This is a genomic window from Brooklawnia propionicigenes, from assembly GCF_030297015.1.
In the GTDB taxonomy this organism is placed as follows: domain Bacteria; phylum Actinomycetota; class Actinomycetes; order Propionibacteriales; family Propionibacteriaceae; genus Brooklawnia; species Brooklawnia propionicigenes.
This window is the reverse complement of sequence record NZ_AP028056.1, coordinates 1,110,963-1,127,933: the sequence shown is the minus strand read 5'-3', so window position 1 is coordinate 1,127,933 and position 16,971 is coordinate 1,110,963. Positions and strand designations below refer to the sequence as shown.

Here is a 16,971-nt window from a genome sequence, read left to right as displayed (position 1 = left end):
TTAGCGACCCCCTCCGATCTCCTCGAACGCCTCCAGCCGGAGCCGCTTGCTGCGGTACTCCCCGACCTCGCGCATCTCGATCTTCTCAAGCAGCTTGAAGTGGTTCAGGACCACCTCATACTCGGCCAGCGTGAGCCTGTACGCCTGCGCGATGAGGGCATCCGACCGGGCGTCGAGGAGCTCTCGTTCTCCAGCGTCCCATCGGGTGGGCTGTCGGCCGAGGAACGCGCCGAGCCGGGCGGTCGTGACGCTCAGAGCGGCCGACACGGCCTCCACCTCGGAGGGGATGTCCGATGGCGTCGGCGCGGCACATTGGGACAGCACCCAGGGAGTGAGGTGGCCGCCTGGCATATGGATCCGGGCGAGGAAGTCGAGGGTCATTGAGTTGAGCAGCGCGGCCGCTCCGAGGACCTTGGCGCTGTCCGTGACGAGGACGGGGAGAGTGTGAGTGGCGGGCAACGGCTCCATGAGCGCGACCCGCAGTGACCGCTTGTTCGTCCACACAGCCCCGATATCCCTCATCGCGAGCATCGCACGTCCGCGTCCTACGACATCGTCCAGCCGCTCGCGGGCGATCTGCGCGTGCATCCAGTAGCGCGGTTCGACCTCGAACGACGCATCGGCGTGCTGCTCCTCGGTGACCCATGGGATGTGGGGCTTCCGCCCGTAACGATCCTTCCCAAAGAACCCCTGGAACGTGCGCGCTCGGTGGTCCCACCGGTTCGCCATCTGGCCTTCGTAGACCGGGAGCGCCTCGCGCCCGTCCGGGTGGCGATAGTGCTTGTCTGTGTGGAGCCTGAACCCTGCGGACTCCAGTGCCGGACCGCGCAGAAGCCACCCCTTCGCCTTCGATGCCGACGAGTGGAACAGCCCGGCGTATTTGAGGTTCCACGGGTTCTCGCCGTGGCGCTCGGAGAAGTCGAGGGTCGGGAACCTGTCCTGCAGCTCGAGAGCGAGGGCGAGCTCGGCCGGGTCGGCGGTCGAGGGTAGCGTCTCGGTGCGTGGCGAGATGGTCCGCAGTTCAGTGCGCGTCCAGGACCTCGGGGTGCTCGTGACAGCCTCGGCGACGCCGAAGTTGAGCATCGACGCGCGCGGCAGGGAGTCAGACGGCTCCCCGAGATAGAGGACGGAGAACCGCTCGACCGCGGCGACCGCCGGGAACACGCGCTTGCCCGAGGTCTCTTGGTTGACCATGTCGAGGACCTCGCGGACGCGGCCCCGGTCAAGGAGCCGCTTCCACACGGGGGACTGCGAGGCGTCGGTGGCGATGCCGGACTTGACGATGAGTCCGACGTTAGAGCTGGAGTCGGCGGCGAGCTCGGTGAACAAGACGTACGTGTTCGCCTCGTTCGGGGTGCGGGTGTACCGGCCGCTGGACTTGGCGAAGTGGGCGAGCCTGCCCTGTCCCGCCTGGTAGGTCTTCCAGCGGGCGTAAATCGTGGGGTTGGTGTGTTCGAGGTCGGCGATGGCCTTCTTGCGGGTCTCGCTGGTCATGGCCGCGATACGCGGCAGGTGCTGTCGGAAGAACGGTTGTTCCTCGCCCTTGTACTGCTCCCAGGGTGGGTTGCCGATCACGAGGTCGAAGCCGCCCCGGGCGTGGATCTCCGGGAAGGCGAGCGGCCAATGGATGGGGTTGATGTCGGCGAGGATGCTGGCCGCTACCGCGGCGGTGTTGGGGTCGGGGTGGCCGTCCAGGGCCGCTGCGTAGGCGCGGCTGGTCGGGATGGCGTGCGTGTCCCCGTCGGTCCAGAAGTGGGCGGCGGTCCAGATGTCGGCGGTCTGTTTCCAGACGGCGTACTCGGGGCTGGCCTGCCAGTCCCGGAATGCCTGCGACTTGGCGCGGACATGCGCCGGCGTTTGCTCTGGTCCGTGGAGCGCGTCGGGGAGGGTCAGGGTCAACTCGACGGTGTCGGTTTGGAATAGGTCCCCGTACCCGGCGGTGAATGCCTTGTTGTCGTTGAGTGCCCGCGTGAGGCGGCTGCCGAACGGGCCTTTCACCCCGGTGACCTGGAAGGCGGCGTTTTCGATGCGGGTGGGCACTTTCAGCAGCGGCCAGCCGACCAGGCTGTCACCACAGACGATGTGGTGGTCGAGGAACGTGAGCGGCTGGTCGGGGACGACGCAGTGGATCCACAGGGCGACCTTGGCGAGCTCGGCCGCGAAGGGGTCCTTCTCCGCGCCATAGATGCACGACTGGAGCACTTCGCGGCGGGCGTGCGCGAGGTCGTGAGGGAGGGGCTCGTGGGGGTTGCTGCGGGCTTTCGCGACCGTGTAGGCGAGCCGGTCGAGCGCGCCGACGAGGATGGCGGCGGAGCCACAGGCGGGGTCGATGACTTTCAGGTCGAGGATGGCGGCCACCTGCGCCTGCGGGTCGTCGCCGGCGTCCGCGAGCCGCTGTTCAATGAGCGGGTCGAGCGAGCGGGTGAGCAGGAGGTCTACGAGGTCAGTGGGCGTGTAGAACGAGGCGAGGTCGGCGCGTTCGATGCTGATCCGGGCGAGGTACGCCTGCCCAGGAGCGACTCTCTTGTTGTCGTCGTCCAGGGTCGCGGTCCCGGCTACCGCGAGGGTGTAGTCGAGCAGGGACTCGTACACGGCGCCGAGTTCTTCGACGCCGAGGTTGCGGTAGTCGACGTGCATGCTGGTGCCGCCGACCGTGACGGTGGTGAGGGATTGCAGCGCTCGGGTGAGGTACGTGTTTGCGATACGCCCGGCGGTGGTGAGCGGGGTTCGGGTCAGATCGAACAGGAACCCGTTGTACGGGTAGACGCCGAGTGCCGCGGCGTCGTCCTCGTCCGAGAACGCCCGGAACGTGGTCTTCAGCCCTTCCCACAGGTCCATGCGGCGTGGTTCGGCGTGGCCGGTCGTGGAGGTGGAGCGGAGCCGGGTGACGCTGTAGGTCTCGTCGTAGAGCGGGTTGGCGCCGTTGAGCATGCCGCGTTGTTCGGCGAACAGGAGGAACAGCACCCGGTAGAGCACGGTGAGCAGTTCTCGGTACAGGTCGCGGCCCATGTCGGGGTTCGAGGTCATCCGGTCCCGCAGGCCCGGCGTCCCTTCGAGTAGGCCGTTCGCGAGGAGGCTGATGGCTTGCCGGACCTGCGGTTGGAGCCGTTTGCCGGCGGCGACGCCGGCGGTGAGCGCTTTGGCGTGGAGCCGTTCCAGCAGGGAGCTGTCCGGGCCTTCGGGCGTGTCGGACGCCGCGGTGTCGCCGCCGTCGTCGGTGTCGTCGCCCTCGTTCCCGTCCTCCGATTCGGTGTCGCTTGGTCCCGAGTCGGGCGCTGTCTGGGGCAAGAACCGGGACGCGTGACAGAGCCGCCAGAGGGCGAGGAAATCGGAGTAGGAGCCGGCCTCGAACATGGCGGCCAGGTCGAACTCGACGTAGCCGCGGGTGCGCGTGTGGTGGTAGTCGCGGAGCAGCCGTAGCACCCGCCCGTTGGTGAGTAGCCCCCACCTGGCGGTGGCGGCGTTCAAATAGCCCTGGAGCTCCTCGTGGGCGGAGCGGGCACGGCTCTCGCGCGCGTCGAGGTCAGCGACGGCAACCACGCCGACGGGGGGAGCATCGGGGCCGTCCCAGCCGAGGTGCGACACGGCCCATGCCCGGTCCCCGGCGTGCAGTTTCGCGCGCTGGTAGACGGGGCGGAACCCGAACAGGTCGAGCATGGGCAGGACGAGCTTCTCGCGAAGGCGGGACACCTCCATGTCGCCGTTGAGTTCGGCGGCGTATGCGGACCAGAGGGCGACACACGCCCGGAATGCGGCTTCCTGGTCGGCGGAGAGCTGGGATCTGGTGGGTGAAATCCCGTCGCGGCCGGTGAACGTGGACGGGTCGGCGAGGAACTTCGCATCCCCGTCGACGGTGGGCTGGCGGAGGCTGTCGGTGATCACGTCACCGACCAGGCCACCGCTGGTGTGGATGAGGCTGACGTCGGTCATCGGGCGACCTCTGGGTAGACGAGGGTGATCGCGACGAGGTCGTGGGAGGTCGGTTGCACGTCCGCTAGCCCCTCGGCCCACGCCGCGGTGAGCCGGCCGTGCCGTTCGGCGAGCATGTTCGCGCGATGCTTGGCGACCTGGTCGAGCCGGGCCTCCAGGCCTGAGTCGGAGAGTGTGAAGGCGGCATCGTCGCGCACGTCCCCGACGAACGGCGCTCCGCGTCCAGGTTCGGCCGACAGAACAGGGGCGGAGTCCAAAGCCTCTCCTGGGTCGCTGGTGCGTTGCGCGAGGGGCACGAGCTCCTCGAGCAAGACGGGGGGGTCCGCGTTGGCGACGTACCGGAACAGGACGTGCAGGACGGCCGCCCGTCCGGTGTCGAGGACGGCGTTGTGGGCAGCAACCCGGCCACGACACTCGGGGAGGCGGGCCTCATCTAACGTCAGGTCGATGAGCCGGCGCAGGAGCGGGTGCGCGAGGTCAACCACGTCGAGGGTCGGGTCGTCCACGCCGAGGCCGGTGTCGAACGTGAACCTGTGCCCGGCCGGGGCGACGTCGTCCACGATGGAGGGCGCTGACGTGACGGTGTGCACGTTGCCGAGGGTGGTGACGGTCGCGTGCCGGTGACGGAGTGCGGCTAGGGTGAACCTCTCGACCTGGTCGGTGGTGCCGGTCACTTGGCGCGACTCGTTCAGGGCGTCCTCGATCGCGGTGAGGGAGATGCCAGTCTGCCCGTAGAACGACTCCTCCTTGACGCGTGCGAGCACGTCGGTGTCTGCGACGCTCTCCTCCGTGAGCCGGGCAAGTTCGGGATCCGAATCCAGCAGAACTGACTCGTCGAACAGGGTCGGCTGCAGGTGCCCCGAGGCACGGAGTTTCGCACGGAACGCGGTGCCGGGGTCGGACAGGTACAACAGGATGTCGCTGTTCGCGAGGAACGGGGGCACGAACCCATAGTCGGCGCGGATCTGCTCGGACTTCTGCACGATCAGGTAAAGCAGGCTCGCGTCGAGGGCGTCGTCGAGGACGAGCGTGCGGATCCCGACGAACGGCTCGCGCTGCTGGAACCGGTCGATGCGGCCGTTGCGCTGCTCGATCCGGTTCGGGTTCCATGGCAGCTCGTAGTGGATGAGCTCCGCGCACGCCCGTTGCAGGTTCACGCCTTCGCTGATGCAGTCGGTGGCCACGAGCACTGCCTGCTTCGTGGCCTCGAACTCGGCGAAGGTGGCGTTGCGTTGGGCGAGGTTCATGTCGCCGTAGATGGTGAAGATACGCGTGCCGTCGGGCAGTCCTGCCTTCGCCTTGCCGACGGCCCGGGAGAGGTTCTTCTCCAGGTAGTCGAGGGTGTCCTTGAACTTGGTGAACACGAGCACGCGGCGCGCGTTCGGGTGGGCGTGCATGCGCTCTGGGAGGAGCCGCAGGAGTTCGGCGAGTTTGGGGTCCTTTGCCGGTGTGACCCGGGCAGCGAGGTCCTTGATGGTGTTGAGGCGGTCTAGCTCCGCGTTGCGGGGCAGGTCGACGCGGGCGGTCAAGTGTGCGGCGTCGAGCTCGTCGTCCTCGGTGAACACCTGATCGGTGGTGGCGTCAGCCGCCGCCCGCGCGGCTTGGTCGCCGAGGTCGAGAGCGGCTTGGCGGCGGATCGCGTTCAGCCGGTTGTCGATGCTGGCGCGGAACGCGGCGGGGCTGGACAGCAGCCGCTTGTGCAGGTGCGCGGCGACCCACTTGCCGATGCTGGTCGTGGACGCGCCGTACAGGTCGCCGGTGTAGCCGGTCAGCTCGTCGATGAGGGCCCTCAGGTCGGGGCTCCGTTTGAGGGAGACGATCACTTCATCTGAGTTACGGGCGGGGAACGGCGACTTCGTGCCGCGCTCGCCGTACCAGGCTTCGATGTCGGCGCGTCGCCGTTGGACGACATGGGACTCGCGTGCCCGTGTGCGGTTGAGCTTGCGCCCGAACGCGGTCTCGGTCACCAGAGTCGGGTCGAGCATCTCGAAGAGGGAGTGGTAGGAGTCGCTGTAGCCGTTGTGCGGGGTCGCGGTGAGCAGCAGCAAGTGCCGACACCGGGCGGCAGCGGTATGCACGAACGCGTGCCGCTCCATGTCGGTGGACGACCGTCCCGCGAACGCGTGTGGGGCCGCGGCAAGGTGGGCCTCGTCGACGACGAGCGCGTCCCACTGATGTGCCAGCACCTCCTCGGTGCGGGTCTTGAGGTAGTCGATGCTTGCGATCACAACGTCATGTGCGGCCCACACGCTCTGGCCGGGCAGGAGTTTCCGTTCCAGGGCGGGTAGCAGGTGGCCGGCGACCACGGTCGCGTCGATGTGGAACATGGTGTCGAGCGTGTCCCGCCACTGGTCCCGCAGGTTCGCGGGAACGCACAACAGGATGCGTCGAGCGCGGCCTCGGGCCAGCAGCTCGGACAGGATCAGCCCGGCCTCCACAGTCTTGCCCGTGCCAACGTCGTCGGCGACGAGGAGCCTCACCCGTTCGGCGTTCAACGCCATCAGCAGCGGCACGATCTGGAAGTCGGTCGGGATCGCCCGCGAGCGTTGCAGGCCGAGGATAGGCGCGGTGCCATGCAGCAGAGAGAACTTGTACGCGTCCAGCAGCAGTGCCTGTTCAGCCGCGTCGCCGACCGTGGCCGCGTCCGGGAACGGCAACGCGCCCGGCTGCACGTCTTCCAGGCGCGTATGGAATCGCATGGGCGTGTTGTCCCGACCGTCGAGGGGGGTGGCGCTGAATACCGCACCGTCCCTGTAATCGACGCGCCATAGGCGTTCACGCATGCGGACGACCTTGCCGGGCACGAGCAGGTCACCAGTCTCGCCCGTGGCCGCCAATCCAAGCACGGTAATCCCCCTCGATAGCTGTCTGGATCACCCAACACTATCGAGGGCGTGGTGTCACACTTCGCCGGGCGGCCGGATTCTCGTGTCAACGACGCCCTGGATTTGATGCCGTAACGCCGGGGGGCATTGAGCTTGCTTTCGATCGTCGCTGGCATTCTCGAGCCCTTCGGAGCTTCGTCGCCTCATCCGAGGATCGCTGGCCGAGCGTCGTGAGGCGGTTGGTGCTCGCTCGCCAGCCGTGCCTTGAGGCTGGCGTCCCGGGCGAGCGCAGTTGACATTGTCGACGTAGAGGAGGCTGGCCATGTGTCCCCGAGCGCGTCCCTGACTCCGTTAGGCAGTTGACGCGAAAGGAGACGTGATGCAGCGGGAGCGTGTGCAGGACCAGTACCCATGGACATGGGAGTTCCCCTTGGTCGTGATCTGTGCGGTGCTCCTCGTCGGGGTGACGGTGTGCCAGTTGGCTCGGTCGGTCGCGAACTGGTTCGCCGGCGCCGGTTGGTGGTGGCCGACCTTCGACAAGTGGGTGACCAGCGTCCCAGGCGTGTTAGCCGGCGACGGCGCCGCTGGTCTGCCCGGCGTCCAACCGGTGGCCACCGCCGAAGCCGTTTGGGGCTGGCTGGTCGTCGTGGGCCTGCTGACGGTCCTGGCGTTCACGGTCGCCGGCGTCAGGGGGTGGCAGCAGTGGGGCCCCGGGCGGATGCGCGGCATGGCGTCGATCTCCGAAGCCCACCAGCTCCTCGGCAAGGACCGGCTCTGGAAGGTGCGGCACGTCGTTCGACCGGACCTCTATCCCCTCAACCGGAGGGCCCAGCCATGACTGCGACTCAATCAGTCGGCCGAATCCGACCGGACATGGCCACGCGCTTCGACCCCGCCCAGGTGGGTTGGCGCATCGGCGCCGGTCACCAGCCAAGGTCGGGTGAGTTGTGGTGCCCGTGGGACCGGACCGCCGGCGTCATCGGCCCGCAGGGTTCGGGCAAGACGCTGGACCTGCTGACGCCCGCGCTCATCAGCGCTCCTGGTGCCGCAATGGTCACTCTCACCAAACCCGACGACCTGCTTCTGTCCCTGCCTGAGCGCTCCAAGGTCGGCCGGCCCTGCGTGGTCTTGGATCCGTTCGGTCTCGTTCCAGGCCTCCCCGAGCTGGTGTGGGACCCGATCGCCGGGTGCGTCGACCGCATGGTGTCCGAACGCCGGGCGAAGGCGTTCACGGCAGGAACCATCCATGGGACGAGCCATGGTTCCGGGGATGCAGCGGCCCGGTTCTACGCCGCCGAATCCGCGAAGGTTCTGATGGCGTACTTCCACGCAGCCGCCCTCACCGGCAAGACCCTGGATGACCTGCTGGCGTGGGTGGCCAAGCCGTTGTCCACCTCCCAGCCCGAGGAGATCCTGCGGAGACATCCGCACTCCGATCCCTTGTGGGCCGGGCTTCTGCAAGGGGCGCTGCGCGGTGACGAACGCACGAGCGCGAACACAATCACGACAGTCCAACAGGCCATGTCGCTGTTCTTCCAAGACGACATCCGACGCCGCTGCGTGCCGACGGAAGGGCGACCCGCTACCAACGTCGCCGAGGTGCTCCGCAACCGGGGGACCATCTACCTGTTGGGCCGCGAGGACCCGTACGCGTCGGCGTCCCCGTTGATGACCGCCGTCGCCGAGCATGTCCTCGACACTGCGATCCAACAGGCCAACGGCAGCCAGTTCGGACGCCTGTGCCCGCCCATGCTGGCCTGCCTGGATGAACTGCCCTCCACTGCGCCGCTGCCCACGCTGCGGACCCGGATGGCGAACGAGCGGGCCCTCGGGTTGTCGTTCATCTACGCGGCCCAGACGTTCCGGCAGTTGGCGGCCATCTTCGGCGAACAGGAGGCCCGTGCCCTGGTGGGGCTCACCAACGTGCTCGTGTGGTTCGGCGGCTCAAAGGACGTGTCGTTCAACCAGGAGGTCTCCGACCTCGTCGGACGTGTGCGTGTGCCCCGGTCGTCGTGGCAGTTGGGCGGCGGACGCGGGCGCACGATCCACTCCGAGGAGATCCCGATCCTGCGTCCGGAGGAGCTCCGTCAGCTGCCCGACAAGCAGGCACTCGTCATAGCCGAGAATGCCAGACCGATCATCGCCCGGCTGCATCGGTGCATCGAGGGACGCGATGGCCGACGGCTGCTGGGCCAACAGCGAGCGCTTCGGGAGGAGCTTGCCGCAGGACGTGCCGGGGGCCGTGACGTGGAGGCCCGTACCGCCGCCGCCCTCGTGGAAGCGCAACGTCATGGCTGGTGATCAGGCGACCCAGGCTGGCCCGCTGGTGGTGGGCTTCCCGGCGCCGGGTACTCGGGTCCAGAAGGCGTACCACGATCTGTGGGACGCCCAGAATGGCAGCGAGGAGCGCAAGAAGAAGTTGGGCAACCCCGCCAACCTGCCGCGCCCGTGGGATCCGACCACGTGCTTGGAGCGGGGTCTGCGGTGGGAGGTCTGGCTGTGGCTCGACCAGGTGGCGGAGTGGATCAACACGGAGTACGTGTGGGAGGGCTCGGGAGGCGGGTGCATCCCGCCCTGCTGGCCGCTGCATCCGCACCTCGTCCACGAGCTGGCCGTGGTGGCCGACCAGCGCCGGCGAGCTGGTCACGCGCCGACGTCGGACATCCTCGAGAACTGGCACCGCTACGTTTTGCCCGGCTTCATCGATCGGATGCGGCAGCGGCTCAAGCAGTCATGCGATGACGACCACCAGCCCTGGCCCAGCCGCAGCCGCTACACCCGCCACACGAGCGAAGAGGGTTCTGCCCTGCGACTCCGAGCGTTCGAGGTTGACCTGTTCGCACTCGCCCACGACGAAGACCCTCGAGCTTCCGGGCACCAACTCACGCTCTTGGATGGCGGTGACCTGATCGACCCGGCTACCGGCGAGGTTCTCTAGAGGATCGATGGCCCGCTGGGCCATTCGAGTGCCGCCCCTCATCCCAACAGCGCGATGGCCGCCAACGCCCCGACGGCTAGCCATGGCCCGAACGGGAAGGCGGTTCGCCGGCGACGGAACGGGGTGGCCAGGACGGCCGCCAGACAGGTGATCAGGAACGCCCACCACGCGACGGAAAGGCTGACCGCTGCGGTTGCGGCGCCAATGATCGGGATGTACTTGCCGTCACCCCAACCGAAACCGCCGGGCCGGACCCGGTCGAGGATCCAGAAGACGACGAACGCGACCACCCCGCCGATGGCGGCTTGGATGGCGATGTTGAGATCGCCACTGATGAGAGCAGCGCCTCCCACCCCTACCGCCACGACGACGCCGTGGACGGCAAGAAGGCGATTGGGCAGTCGGCGGACGTCGAGGTCGATCGCAGACAACCATGGACCGAACCAAGCGAGTGGCAGTGTGGGTAGGAGCAGCGGCCAGCGCTCAACTCCGAACCGCCACGCGAGGAGTCCACTGGCCGCTGCTGTTGCGACGGGGATCCACCAGCGCGGCCCGGGAGGGGGCCGTTGAGCTTCGTCATCGTGACGGTAGTTGAGCGTGGCGACTCGCGACCTGATGGCTAGGCCGATGACGGCGCCGAGAATCGTGAGGGCAGCGGTGAGGATCAGATCGTCGCGAGTCATTGCTGGGACCCGTGTTCTTGCTGGTGCCTGTAGAAGGTGGCTCGGCTCCATCCCACCAGTTGCGCGGCGTCGCCGGCGGTCATACCGCGGGCTCGCGCTTCTTCCACTGCGCGGATCTTGTTACGGATCACCACGGAATCGACCGGCGGTCGGCCGAGTCTCGTGCCCGACTCCCGAGCGGCCGCCATACCCGCCGCGATCCGCTCACCTTTGACGTTTCGTTCATACTCGGCCAGGCGGACCAGCAGATTCAGCATCTGGCGGCCGTCGACCGTGCCTGGGTCGATGCCGTCTTGCAGAGAGCAGACGCCAATGCCCCGTTCTACCAGCAGGGTTACGGTTTCAAGAGCCTCGCTTAGCGATCGGCCGAGGCGGTCTACCTGCCACACAACGACGGTGTCGCCTTCCTCCGCATTGTCCGTTAGGCGACGCATGCCGGGGCGGTCGGTTGTCTCCCTTGCGGCGGTGGTCACGTCAGAGAAGATGTTGGGGGACTTCACCCCCGCGGACGTCAGTGCGTCCAGCTGGATGGCCGCGCTTCGGTTGTCGGTGACGCGGGTGTATCCGAGGAGCCTCACTGACTCAGTGTCTCAGAAATCCCAACTGACCACATGAGACACGCGCAAGAGTGCGCTTGTGGGGGAGCCAGAACGGTGCCTAGTTAGTTGGCCCGACGAGGCGAAGCACTGGGCACAGGGCCCAGCGCCGCGCAGGGCCCCTCTTTCAGTCAATAACCACCCCCGACGAGCCGGAGCGGTCCCAGACCCCGAATCCCAGCGAAACAAGCCTCATCCCGCTTCTGGCGCACCCCGCCCGGGACGGTCCGCCCTGGACGGCGAGTTGCCCCGCCACCGGCCGTGCCGTCGTCCGGCTGGCGGGCTGGCTGGCCCCTTTCAGGACACAGCCCGGAGCAACGAAAGATCGAGGCTAGAGTGTCGATCCATGGGTGGATGCGCGGCTCTGGATGGGGTCGGGCTCGCGGAGGGGGGCAGGCATGCGAATTTTGGCCATCACGGGAGCGCCGGGCTCCGGAAAGACGACTCTGGCCGACTTGCTCCTTCAAAATGCGTCGATCGCCAAGCTGCGCCCGTATACTTCGCGACCACGACGGAGCGACGAGACTCTACTTGACTACCATTTCTTTTCCGAACGGGAAGCAGCAAGTCGCGAGTCCCAATCACTCTTCTGGGACGAGCTATTTGGGTTTCGCTATGGCCTTCTTCTTTCGGAACTGCGGAAGCCAGCGACTCTCGCCTCACTGACCCTCCCCACGTGGAGGGTCGCCGATCTTCGGAGAGCTGCAGAAGTGGTCCACGTGCATCTCAGAATCGATCCTCCTCGTCTCATAGAGGAAAGGCTATCCAGCCGTAATGACGACGCGTCACAGTTCAAGGCCAGACTGGCGCACGCCATACGTGAAAATTCTGCGCCGGCGAACGCAGAGTTAGTGCTCGTGAATGGCAGTCCTGATCATAATCTCGAAAGAGTGGTACAAAGTGTCATCCTGGCGTGATTCATCCAACACGGCCGTCGCTGCTCTGAAGAACGATTTCAAGGGCGGGCGAGTCATACCGTTTGTGGGCTCAGGACTATCGATTTCATCGCATCTTCCCAGCTGGCGGTCTCTCCTCGAGGCGCTGGCCACGGATCTGGGGTTTGAGCCTGATGTCTTTGTCTCACAGGGATCATTCCCTCAGCTGTTCGACTACTATTTTGCGGTTAGCCGACCGGAGACCCGGGAAGCCTATGCGGCGAAGCTGAACCGCGAGTTCGCCCGAGCCACAGCCAACTTCGTCCCATCCCGAGTGCATCACGCGCTGGTCAACTTGCGGCCGAGAGTCGTCTACACGACCAACTACGATGACCTATTGGAGCGCTCGTTTCAAGAGGCCGGTCTCCGGACCCGAGTGATCTCATCGTACCTGGACATCGCCGCTGGCCCGGGTGACGAGGAAGTGCAGGTGGTGAAGTTTCACGGTGATTTCACCTCTCACAAGAGCTTGGTCATGAGTGAATCTCAGTACTTCGACCGCATGAGCCTAGACTCCGCAATCGACATCCGCCTGCGCGCCGAGGCTTTGGGTAAGTCCATCCTTTTCATGGGATACTCGCTCAATGATGTCAATGTGAGATACTTGCTCTACAGACTGAATAAGGAGCGTAACGAGAAGGTCTATGACGACGGGCGCCGTGTCGGGCCGAAATCCTACCTCGCTTCGTTTGGCATGGGTGAGGTTCAGCGCACGATTCTCTCCGTGAGATTCAACGTCGAGACCATCGAACTCCTCCCCGATGACCCAGAGGCGGCCATGGCAGAACTCCTGGAGAGTTGCGCGCGCCCGTGACCGGCGTGGCGTACTTCGTCACGACGAGTCGTGGGAAGGTTGCGGAGGCCCAGATCGCTCTTCTGTCGCTGGGAATTGAGGTTATCCAGCTAGATCCGGGAAACTTGGAAGAGGTCCTATCGCTGGACCTACTCCTTGTGTCGCGTCAGAAGGCGTTGGCAGCCTACAACAAATACCAAGTACCGCTTTTTTGTGAGCACGGTGCGTTGGAAATTCAAGCGCTTCAAGGGCTTCCCGGAAGCCTGTCGAAGGTCTTCTTCGACAGGCTAGGTTCCCAACTCTGCAGCGTCATCCCCACGGGCGCAACGCGGGAAGCGACTGCCAAGAGCGTAATTAGCTACTGTGATGGGCGGAGAGTGCGCCAATTCTCCGGACTGATGCATGGGGAAATCGCCCCCAGTGCCAGTGGTGGACGTGCTTACTATTACGACACCATGTTCATTCCGGTAGGCTCGCGACTGACATACGCTGAAATGGATCCCGAGGAAAAGGTGCGTATGTCGCACGTCCAGCTCGCCTACGAGAAGTTCGCCGACTTCTTAAGGGCGCCCGCATGACGACGTCCGCCTACCTCGTTACTGGTGGAGCGGGGCGCATTGGCGACGACCTGGTCCGAGGCCTTGCTGACATCGGGGACGTCTGGGAGGTGGTTCACAGGTCACCCAGTCGCATGCCGCGAAGCGTCAAGCTAAATGGGGACCTTGGGGATGCCCAGACCGCGATTGACGTAACTTCGAGATTCTGTGAAGTCGCCACCGCGGAGAGCGTAACTCATATCGGGATAGTGCACATGGCAACTAGAGGGTTGAGCGGGTCCTCCCTGGAGCAGGAGCTAGCACTGGCAGTGGTTGCTGCCGACCGCATGATCGAGACTGTATTGGCGCTCAAGCGCGCACACCAGTCATTCTCGTTCGTATTCACGTCCAGCTTGGCAGTCGAGACACTCCCTGCCAATGGATTGGCGTACGTGGTGGGCAAGGCTTGTGGGGAGACTCTCATCGGCTTTCGCGCTCGACAAGCTGACCCGTCCTGTGGGTTCTGCTCTGTGAGAATCGATCGGCTGCGGGCAGACCCCGAGCTGGTTCCTGCTACGGCGGGGCTCGTGAGGAAGTTGGTATCGGACCATGTGGCTGCCTCGCGAGGTGGCTTGATTCGGGCGACACCAGAGTATCTCTGGAGCATGCGATGAGTCCGATTGAGGTCTCAAGTCCTGCGCGCATCGCAGTGACGCTCCTGGATCTGAACGGTGAGTTGGGTCGGGTGGACGGGACTATCGGCTTCGCCATCGACTCCCCCAGAGTGGTCGTTCGGGTTTCAGGGCATCACCAAGCGCCGACGGCAGTGCCGGATGAGCAAGTCCCAGCGCTTCGTGAGGGTATTTCCCTGGCCTCAAAGTTCGGCGTTGACGCACGAGAGGCAGTCGTTGAACTCGTTCAAACCATCCCCCCCCACGTTGGACTTGGACACAAGACGCAAACGGCGTTGGCTGTCGCGCTGGGGCTATTGCGATATTTCGATCGAGAGGTGAATGTCGCTCAGATTGCGCGTGAATCCGGCCGCGGAGGCACCTCAGGAGTAGGCAGCTACACGTTCCAGCATGGGGGGATCGTTGTGGATGCCGGACACCGTTTTGGCCCTGACGGAAAGACGGGTTTCTTGCCATCATCCGCGGCGCGCACCGCTGGTCTTCCACCATTGATCGGTCGCTTCACGCCAAGTGATGAACTGTCGCTCGTGCTCATTCGGCCGCTCGGAATGCAGGGTGCGTCCGGCGATTCTGAGAGGGCCTTCTTCTCCAGGAATTGTCCGGTCTCACGTGAATCGGCGGATCGAGTGATCGCGGATTGCTATATGAGACTCTTGCCTGGTCTCTTGGAGGGCGACGTCGCTCAAGTATCGGACTCGATCAATACCATGCAAGAGGGCGATTTTAAATCTGCTGTTTGGAATTCTTACGACGAGCGACTGGGGCGACTAAGGCGACTGGCGCTAGACAGTGGACTTCCAAATCTTGGCATGTCGTCACTTGGTCCAAGCTTGTTCAGCGTCATTCGCTCTGGCTCGCTGGCGAGTGCCCGTGCAATCATTATGAAGGCCTCCCATGCGGCGGATCTGCCTGTTGCCATTACGGATTCTCAGTTTGCTGCCCATGGCGCACGGATCAAAGTAGTGGGCGATTCGGGCCTGTAGTCCCTTCTGGACTGCGGCTCAATCTTCCCACAGCTACCTAATGCCCCCAGTTGCTGACGGGATGCGGGTGGCGCCTGCACCTGAGGCGGGATCATTACTGGCTTGTATGACTTGGAGTGCCTCCTGGTGACGGGTGGTGGTCGCTACGGTGGCCGTGGGAGAAGGCTCCGGGTCTCGCCGCTATCCGGCTGAGCGTGATGGCTCGTGAAAGAGATCGGTGGGCTCTGGGGTCGACTCTCCCGGTCGAGGCTGGCCCGGTTCAGGGAATTGGTGGCCGAGGCGTGGACCTGCCACGCGGGTGACTCGTCTTGGGTGGCACCGGATCACGCACAAGCGTGGGTTCGCCGACCGTGGCGTTGGTTGCGGTCGCTGGGTGGCGATGAGCGGGAGTGTCTGCGCGTCACTGTCTGAGGACGGGGACGAGGGTTCTCCCGTCCAGGAAGACGATGCCCGTCGTGCGGAGTCACTGGCCGGTGGTTGGGCCCGGCGGGGTCGTGTCGTTCACAGCGAACGGAGGAACCCTCGTGTTTGTTCACCCTACCGATCCCGCGCTGGCGCGGGTTCAGGTCGGAATCGATGCTGCGGTGGTCGCCGACCATCACGTCACGATCCGATCGACCTTGTCCGACGGGCAGGTGCAGCTGTCCCGTTTCCATGTCCCACCCACGATTGCTGGCTTGTCTCGTCTTGGGGAGCGACTGTCGGTGTTCCCGGGTGTGGTCGCTGTTGCGGAACCGACGTCGATGACGTGGCTGGGTCTTCATGTTGCGTTGCAACGCGCCGGCTGCGACCTGTCCCTGGTCGGGACCCGGCACTCGGCCCGGTTGAGGGGAGCGATCTCAGGCAAGCTCAAGTCCGACGTGATCGACGCCGACGTGTTGTCGCTGGCCTCTGATGTGTTCGCGCTGTCACCCTTGGACCCTCCCCTGCCGGCGGAGTTGGCGCTGCGCCGCGCGGTCGTGCGCCGCGGGAAGCTGGTCATCGACGGGAATCGGGCGCGGCGGCGACTGATCTCGTTGGCGCGGTGGGCGTTTCCCGATGTGTGGACGGCGTTCGCCGGGTCGTGGCCGACCGCGATTGCGGTCTTGACCCGGTGGCCCGACTTGCGCGCGTTGGCCGCTGCGCGACGCTCGAGCGTGACCGCGGTCGTCGCCGCCCACACCCGAGGCGTGCCGGGTGTCGCCGAGCGTGCCGGCGCGATCCGTCTCGCGGCGGCGGCCTGGGTCGAGTTCTGGGACGGTCGCCTGGACTTGGAGGCGTTGGCCTGGGAAACCGCCGAGCATCTGCGCGACATCACGATCGCGAGCGAACAGATCGAGCGGGCCACCACCCAGGCACAGCGCTACTGGGCGGGTCTGTATGGCGATGACCCGCGAGCACGACTTGAAGTCGGCCTCGAAGATGGGTTCCAGCACCAGCTTCAAAGCTGCCTGCACCACCCGGTCGGTCACGGTCGGGATGCCCAACTTGCGCAGCTTGCCGCTGGCCTTGGGGATCATCACCTGCCGCACCGGCACCGGCCTGAACTCTCCAGCCCTCAACTGGGCTCGAATGTTTCGCAGGAACTCCTCCACCCCGACCCCGGAACTGATCCGTGCCACGGTGACACGGTCCACCCCGGGAGTCTTGGACCCCTTGTTCCCGGCGACGCGTTCCCACGCCATCGTCAAGAACGCCGGATCACACACAAGGTTCCACAGGTCATCGAACCGGCGACCACCATCGGTGGCCGCCCAACCATGCAGCTTGGTCTGCATCCTCCGTACCCCCAGATAGGCCCGAGCATCGCTGGGCCATCCGGAGGCGCCGACATTCACCGGCGCGTCTTCGGACATTACATTCACCTTCTTCTGCTTTCTCTCACTGCCGCCCTTCCCCATGTGACCGGCTTTCCCGGCCTCGGAGTACTACGGCGGCTCCGCCCCACCCACACCCTTCGGCAGGCAACGCACCTATCCCCAAAAAAGCGGGGAACGGAATGCGGATGGTTCCCACGTTCACTGTTGTTCGGTTGACGGGCGAGGCATCCGGCTTTACCCCTGCGGCATCGTCGTGGCTAC

Annotated in this window: 12 protein-coding genes; 8 read left to right on the top strand and 4 right to left on the bottom strand. The window is 65.5% G+C overall.

Annotated elements, in window-relative coordinates; translation table 11 throughout:
* Positions 1 to 3,930 carry an Eco57I restriction-modification methylase domain-containing protein gene (locus QUE25_RS05090; RefSeq protein ID WP_286268063.1) on the bottom strand — a complete coding sequence of 1,310 codons (3,930 nt, stop codon included), beginning with the start codon at positions 3,928 to 3,930 and terminating at the stop codon, positions 1 to 3.
* The gene (locus tag QUE25_RS05085; RefSeq protein WP_286268062.1) at positions 3,927 to 6,776 is read right to left on the bottom strand and encodes a helicase-related protein; all 2,850 of its coding nucleotides are present in this window, start codon (positions 6,774 to 6,776) and stop codon (positions 3,927 to 3,929) included. The genes QUE25_RS05090 and QUE25_RS05085 overlap by 4 nt, the downstream gene beginning before the upstream one ends.
* A 358-nt stretch (positions 6,777 to 7,134) precedes the next feature.
* Here QUE25_RS05085 and QUE25_RS05080 point away from each other — a divergent pair, with 358 nt between their 5' ends.
* The 3 genes from QUE25_RS05080 to QUE25_RS05070 are packed head-to-tail and all read left to right on the top strand — an operon-like array spanning position 7,135 to position 9,693.
* Positions 7,135 to 7,593 carry a hypothetical protein gene (locus QUE25_RS05080; protein WP_286268061.1) on the top strand — a complete coding sequence of 153 codons (459 nt, stop codon included), beginning with the start codon at positions 7,135 to 7,137 and terminating at the stop codon, positions 7,591 to 7,593.
* A gap of 35 nt (positions 7,594 to 7,628) precedes the next feature.
* Positions 7,629 to 9,056 (top strand): type IV secretory system conjugative DNA transfer family protein, encoded by a 1,428-nt coding sequence (locus tag QUE25_RS05075; protein WP_286268060.1) that lies wholly within the window; start codon positions 7,629 to 7,631, stop codon positions 9,054 to 9,056.
* Positions 9,046 to 9,693 carry a hypothetical protein gene (locus QUE25_RS05070; protein ID WP_286268059.1) on the top strand — a complete coding sequence of 216 codons (648 nt, stop codon included), beginning with the start codon at positions 9,046 to 9,048 and terminating at the stop codon, positions 9,691 to 9,693. Before QUE25_RS05075 ends, QUE25_RS05070 begins: the two co-directional genes overlap by 11 nt.
* 38 nt (positions 9,694 to 9,731) lie before the next feature.
* Here the strand turns inward: QUE25_RS05070 and QUE25_RS05065 are convergent, their stop codons facing one another.
* Positions 9,732 to 10,376 carry a prepilin peptidase gene (locus QUE25_RS05065; RefSeq protein ID WP_286268058.1) on the bottom strand — a complete coding sequence of 215 codons (645 nt, stop codon included), beginning with the start codon at positions 10,374 to 10,376 and terminating at the stop codon, positions 9,732 to 9,734.
* Positions 10,373 to 10,954 carry a recombinase family protein gene (locus QUE25_RS05060; RefSeq protein ID WP_286268057.1) on the bottom strand — a complete coding sequence of 194 codons (582 nt, stop codon included), beginning with the start codon at positions 10,952 to 10,954 and terminating at the stop codon, positions 10,373 to 10,375. Before QUE25_RS05060 ends, QUE25_RS05065 begins: the two co-directional genes overlap by 4 nt.
* An 879-nt stretch (positions 10,955 to 11,833) precedes the next feature.
* On the opposite strand from QUE25_RS05060, the gene QUE25_RS05055 reads away from it, so the two are divergent.
* The 5 genes from QUE25_RS05055 to QUE25_RS14800 all read left to right on the top strand — a co-directional run bounded on the left by QUE25_RS05055 (position 11,834) and on the right by QUE25_RS14800 (position 16,926).
* Positions 11,834 to 12,721: an SIR2 family protein gene (locus tag QUE25_RS05055; RefSeq protein WP_286268056.1), complete on the top strand. Its 888-nt coding sequence runs from the start codon at positions 11,834 to 11,836 to the stop codon at positions 12,719 to 12,721.
* On the top strand, positions 12,718 to 13,278 hold the full coding sequence (locus QUE25_RS05050) for a non-canonical purine NTP pyrophosphatase (RefSeq protein ID WP_286268055.1): 561 nt from the start codon (positions 12,718 to 12,720) through the stop codon (positions 13,276 to 13,278). The genes QUE25_RS05055 and QUE25_RS05050 overlap by 4 nt, the downstream gene beginning before the upstream one ends.
* Positions 13,275 to 13,910 carry an NAD-dependent epimerase/dehydratase family protein gene (locus QUE25_RS14805; RefSeq protein WP_425332740.1) on the top strand — a complete coding sequence of 212 codons (636 nt, stop codon included), beginning with the start codon at positions 13,275 to 13,277 and terminating at the stop codon, positions 13,908 to 13,910. The genes QUE25_RS05050 and QUE25_RS14805 overlap by 4 nt, the downstream gene beginning before the upstream one ends.
* Positions 13,907 to 14,911, top strand: coding sequence for a beta-ribofuranosylaminobenzene 5'-phosphate synthase family protein (locus QUE25_RS05045; protein ID WP_286268054.1), 1,005 nt, complete (start codon positions 13,907 to 13,909; stop codon positions 14,909 to 14,911). Before QUE25_RS14805 ends, QUE25_RS05045 begins: the two co-directional genes overlap by 4 nt.
* Positions 14,912 to 15,357: 446 nt before the next feature.
* A complete protein-coding gene (locus QUE25_RS14800; RefSeq protein WP_425332739.1) occupies positions 15,358 to 16,926 on the top strand; it encodes an IS110 family transposase in 1,569 nt (522 codons plus the stop codon).
* Positions 16,927 to 16,971: the final 45 nt, after the last annotated feature.

What these genes read in the sequence shown, in the direction of transcription:
- QUE25_RS05045 (WP_286268054.1), top strand. Translation starts at nt 13,907, where the DNA reads ATGAGTCCGATTGAGGTCTCAAGTCCTGCGCGCATCGCAGTGACGCTC.
- QUE25_RS05065 (WP_286268058.1), bottom strand. Translation starts at nt 10,376, where the DNA reads ATGACTCGCGACGATCTGATCCTCACCGCTGCCCTCACGATTCTCGGC.
- QUE25_RS05090 (WP_286268063.1), bottom strand. Translation starts at nt 3,930, where the DNA reads ATGACCGACGTCAGCCTCATCCACACCAGCGGTGGCCTGGTCGGTGAC.
- QUE25_RS05080 (WP_286268061.1), top strand. Translation starts at nt 7,135, where the DNA reads ATGCAGCGGGAGCGTGTGCAGGACCAGTACCCATGGACATGGGAGTTC.
- QUE25_RS14800 (WP_425332739.1), top strand. Translation starts at nt 15,358, where the DNA reads ATGCCCGTCGTGCGGAGTCACTGGCCGGTGGTTGGGCCCGGCGGGGTC.
- QUE25_RS14805 (WP_425332740.1), top strand. Translation starts at nt 13,275, where the DNA reads ATGACGACGTCCGCCTACCTCGTTACTGGTGGAGCGGGGCGCATTGGC.
- QUE25_RS05055 (WP_286268056.1), top strand. Translation starts at nt 11,834, where the DNA reads ATGGCAGTCCTGATCATAATCTCGAAAGAGTGGTACAAAGTGTCATCC.
- QUE25_RS05075 (WP_286268060.1), top strand. Translation starts at nt 7,629, where the DNA reads ATGGCCACGCGCTTCGACCCCGCCCAGGTGGGTTGGCGCATCGGCGCC.
- QUE25_RS05070 (WP_286268059.1), top strand. Translation starts at nt 9,046, where the DNA reads ATGGCTGGTGATCAGGCGACCCAGGCTGGCCCGCTGGTGGTGGGCTTC.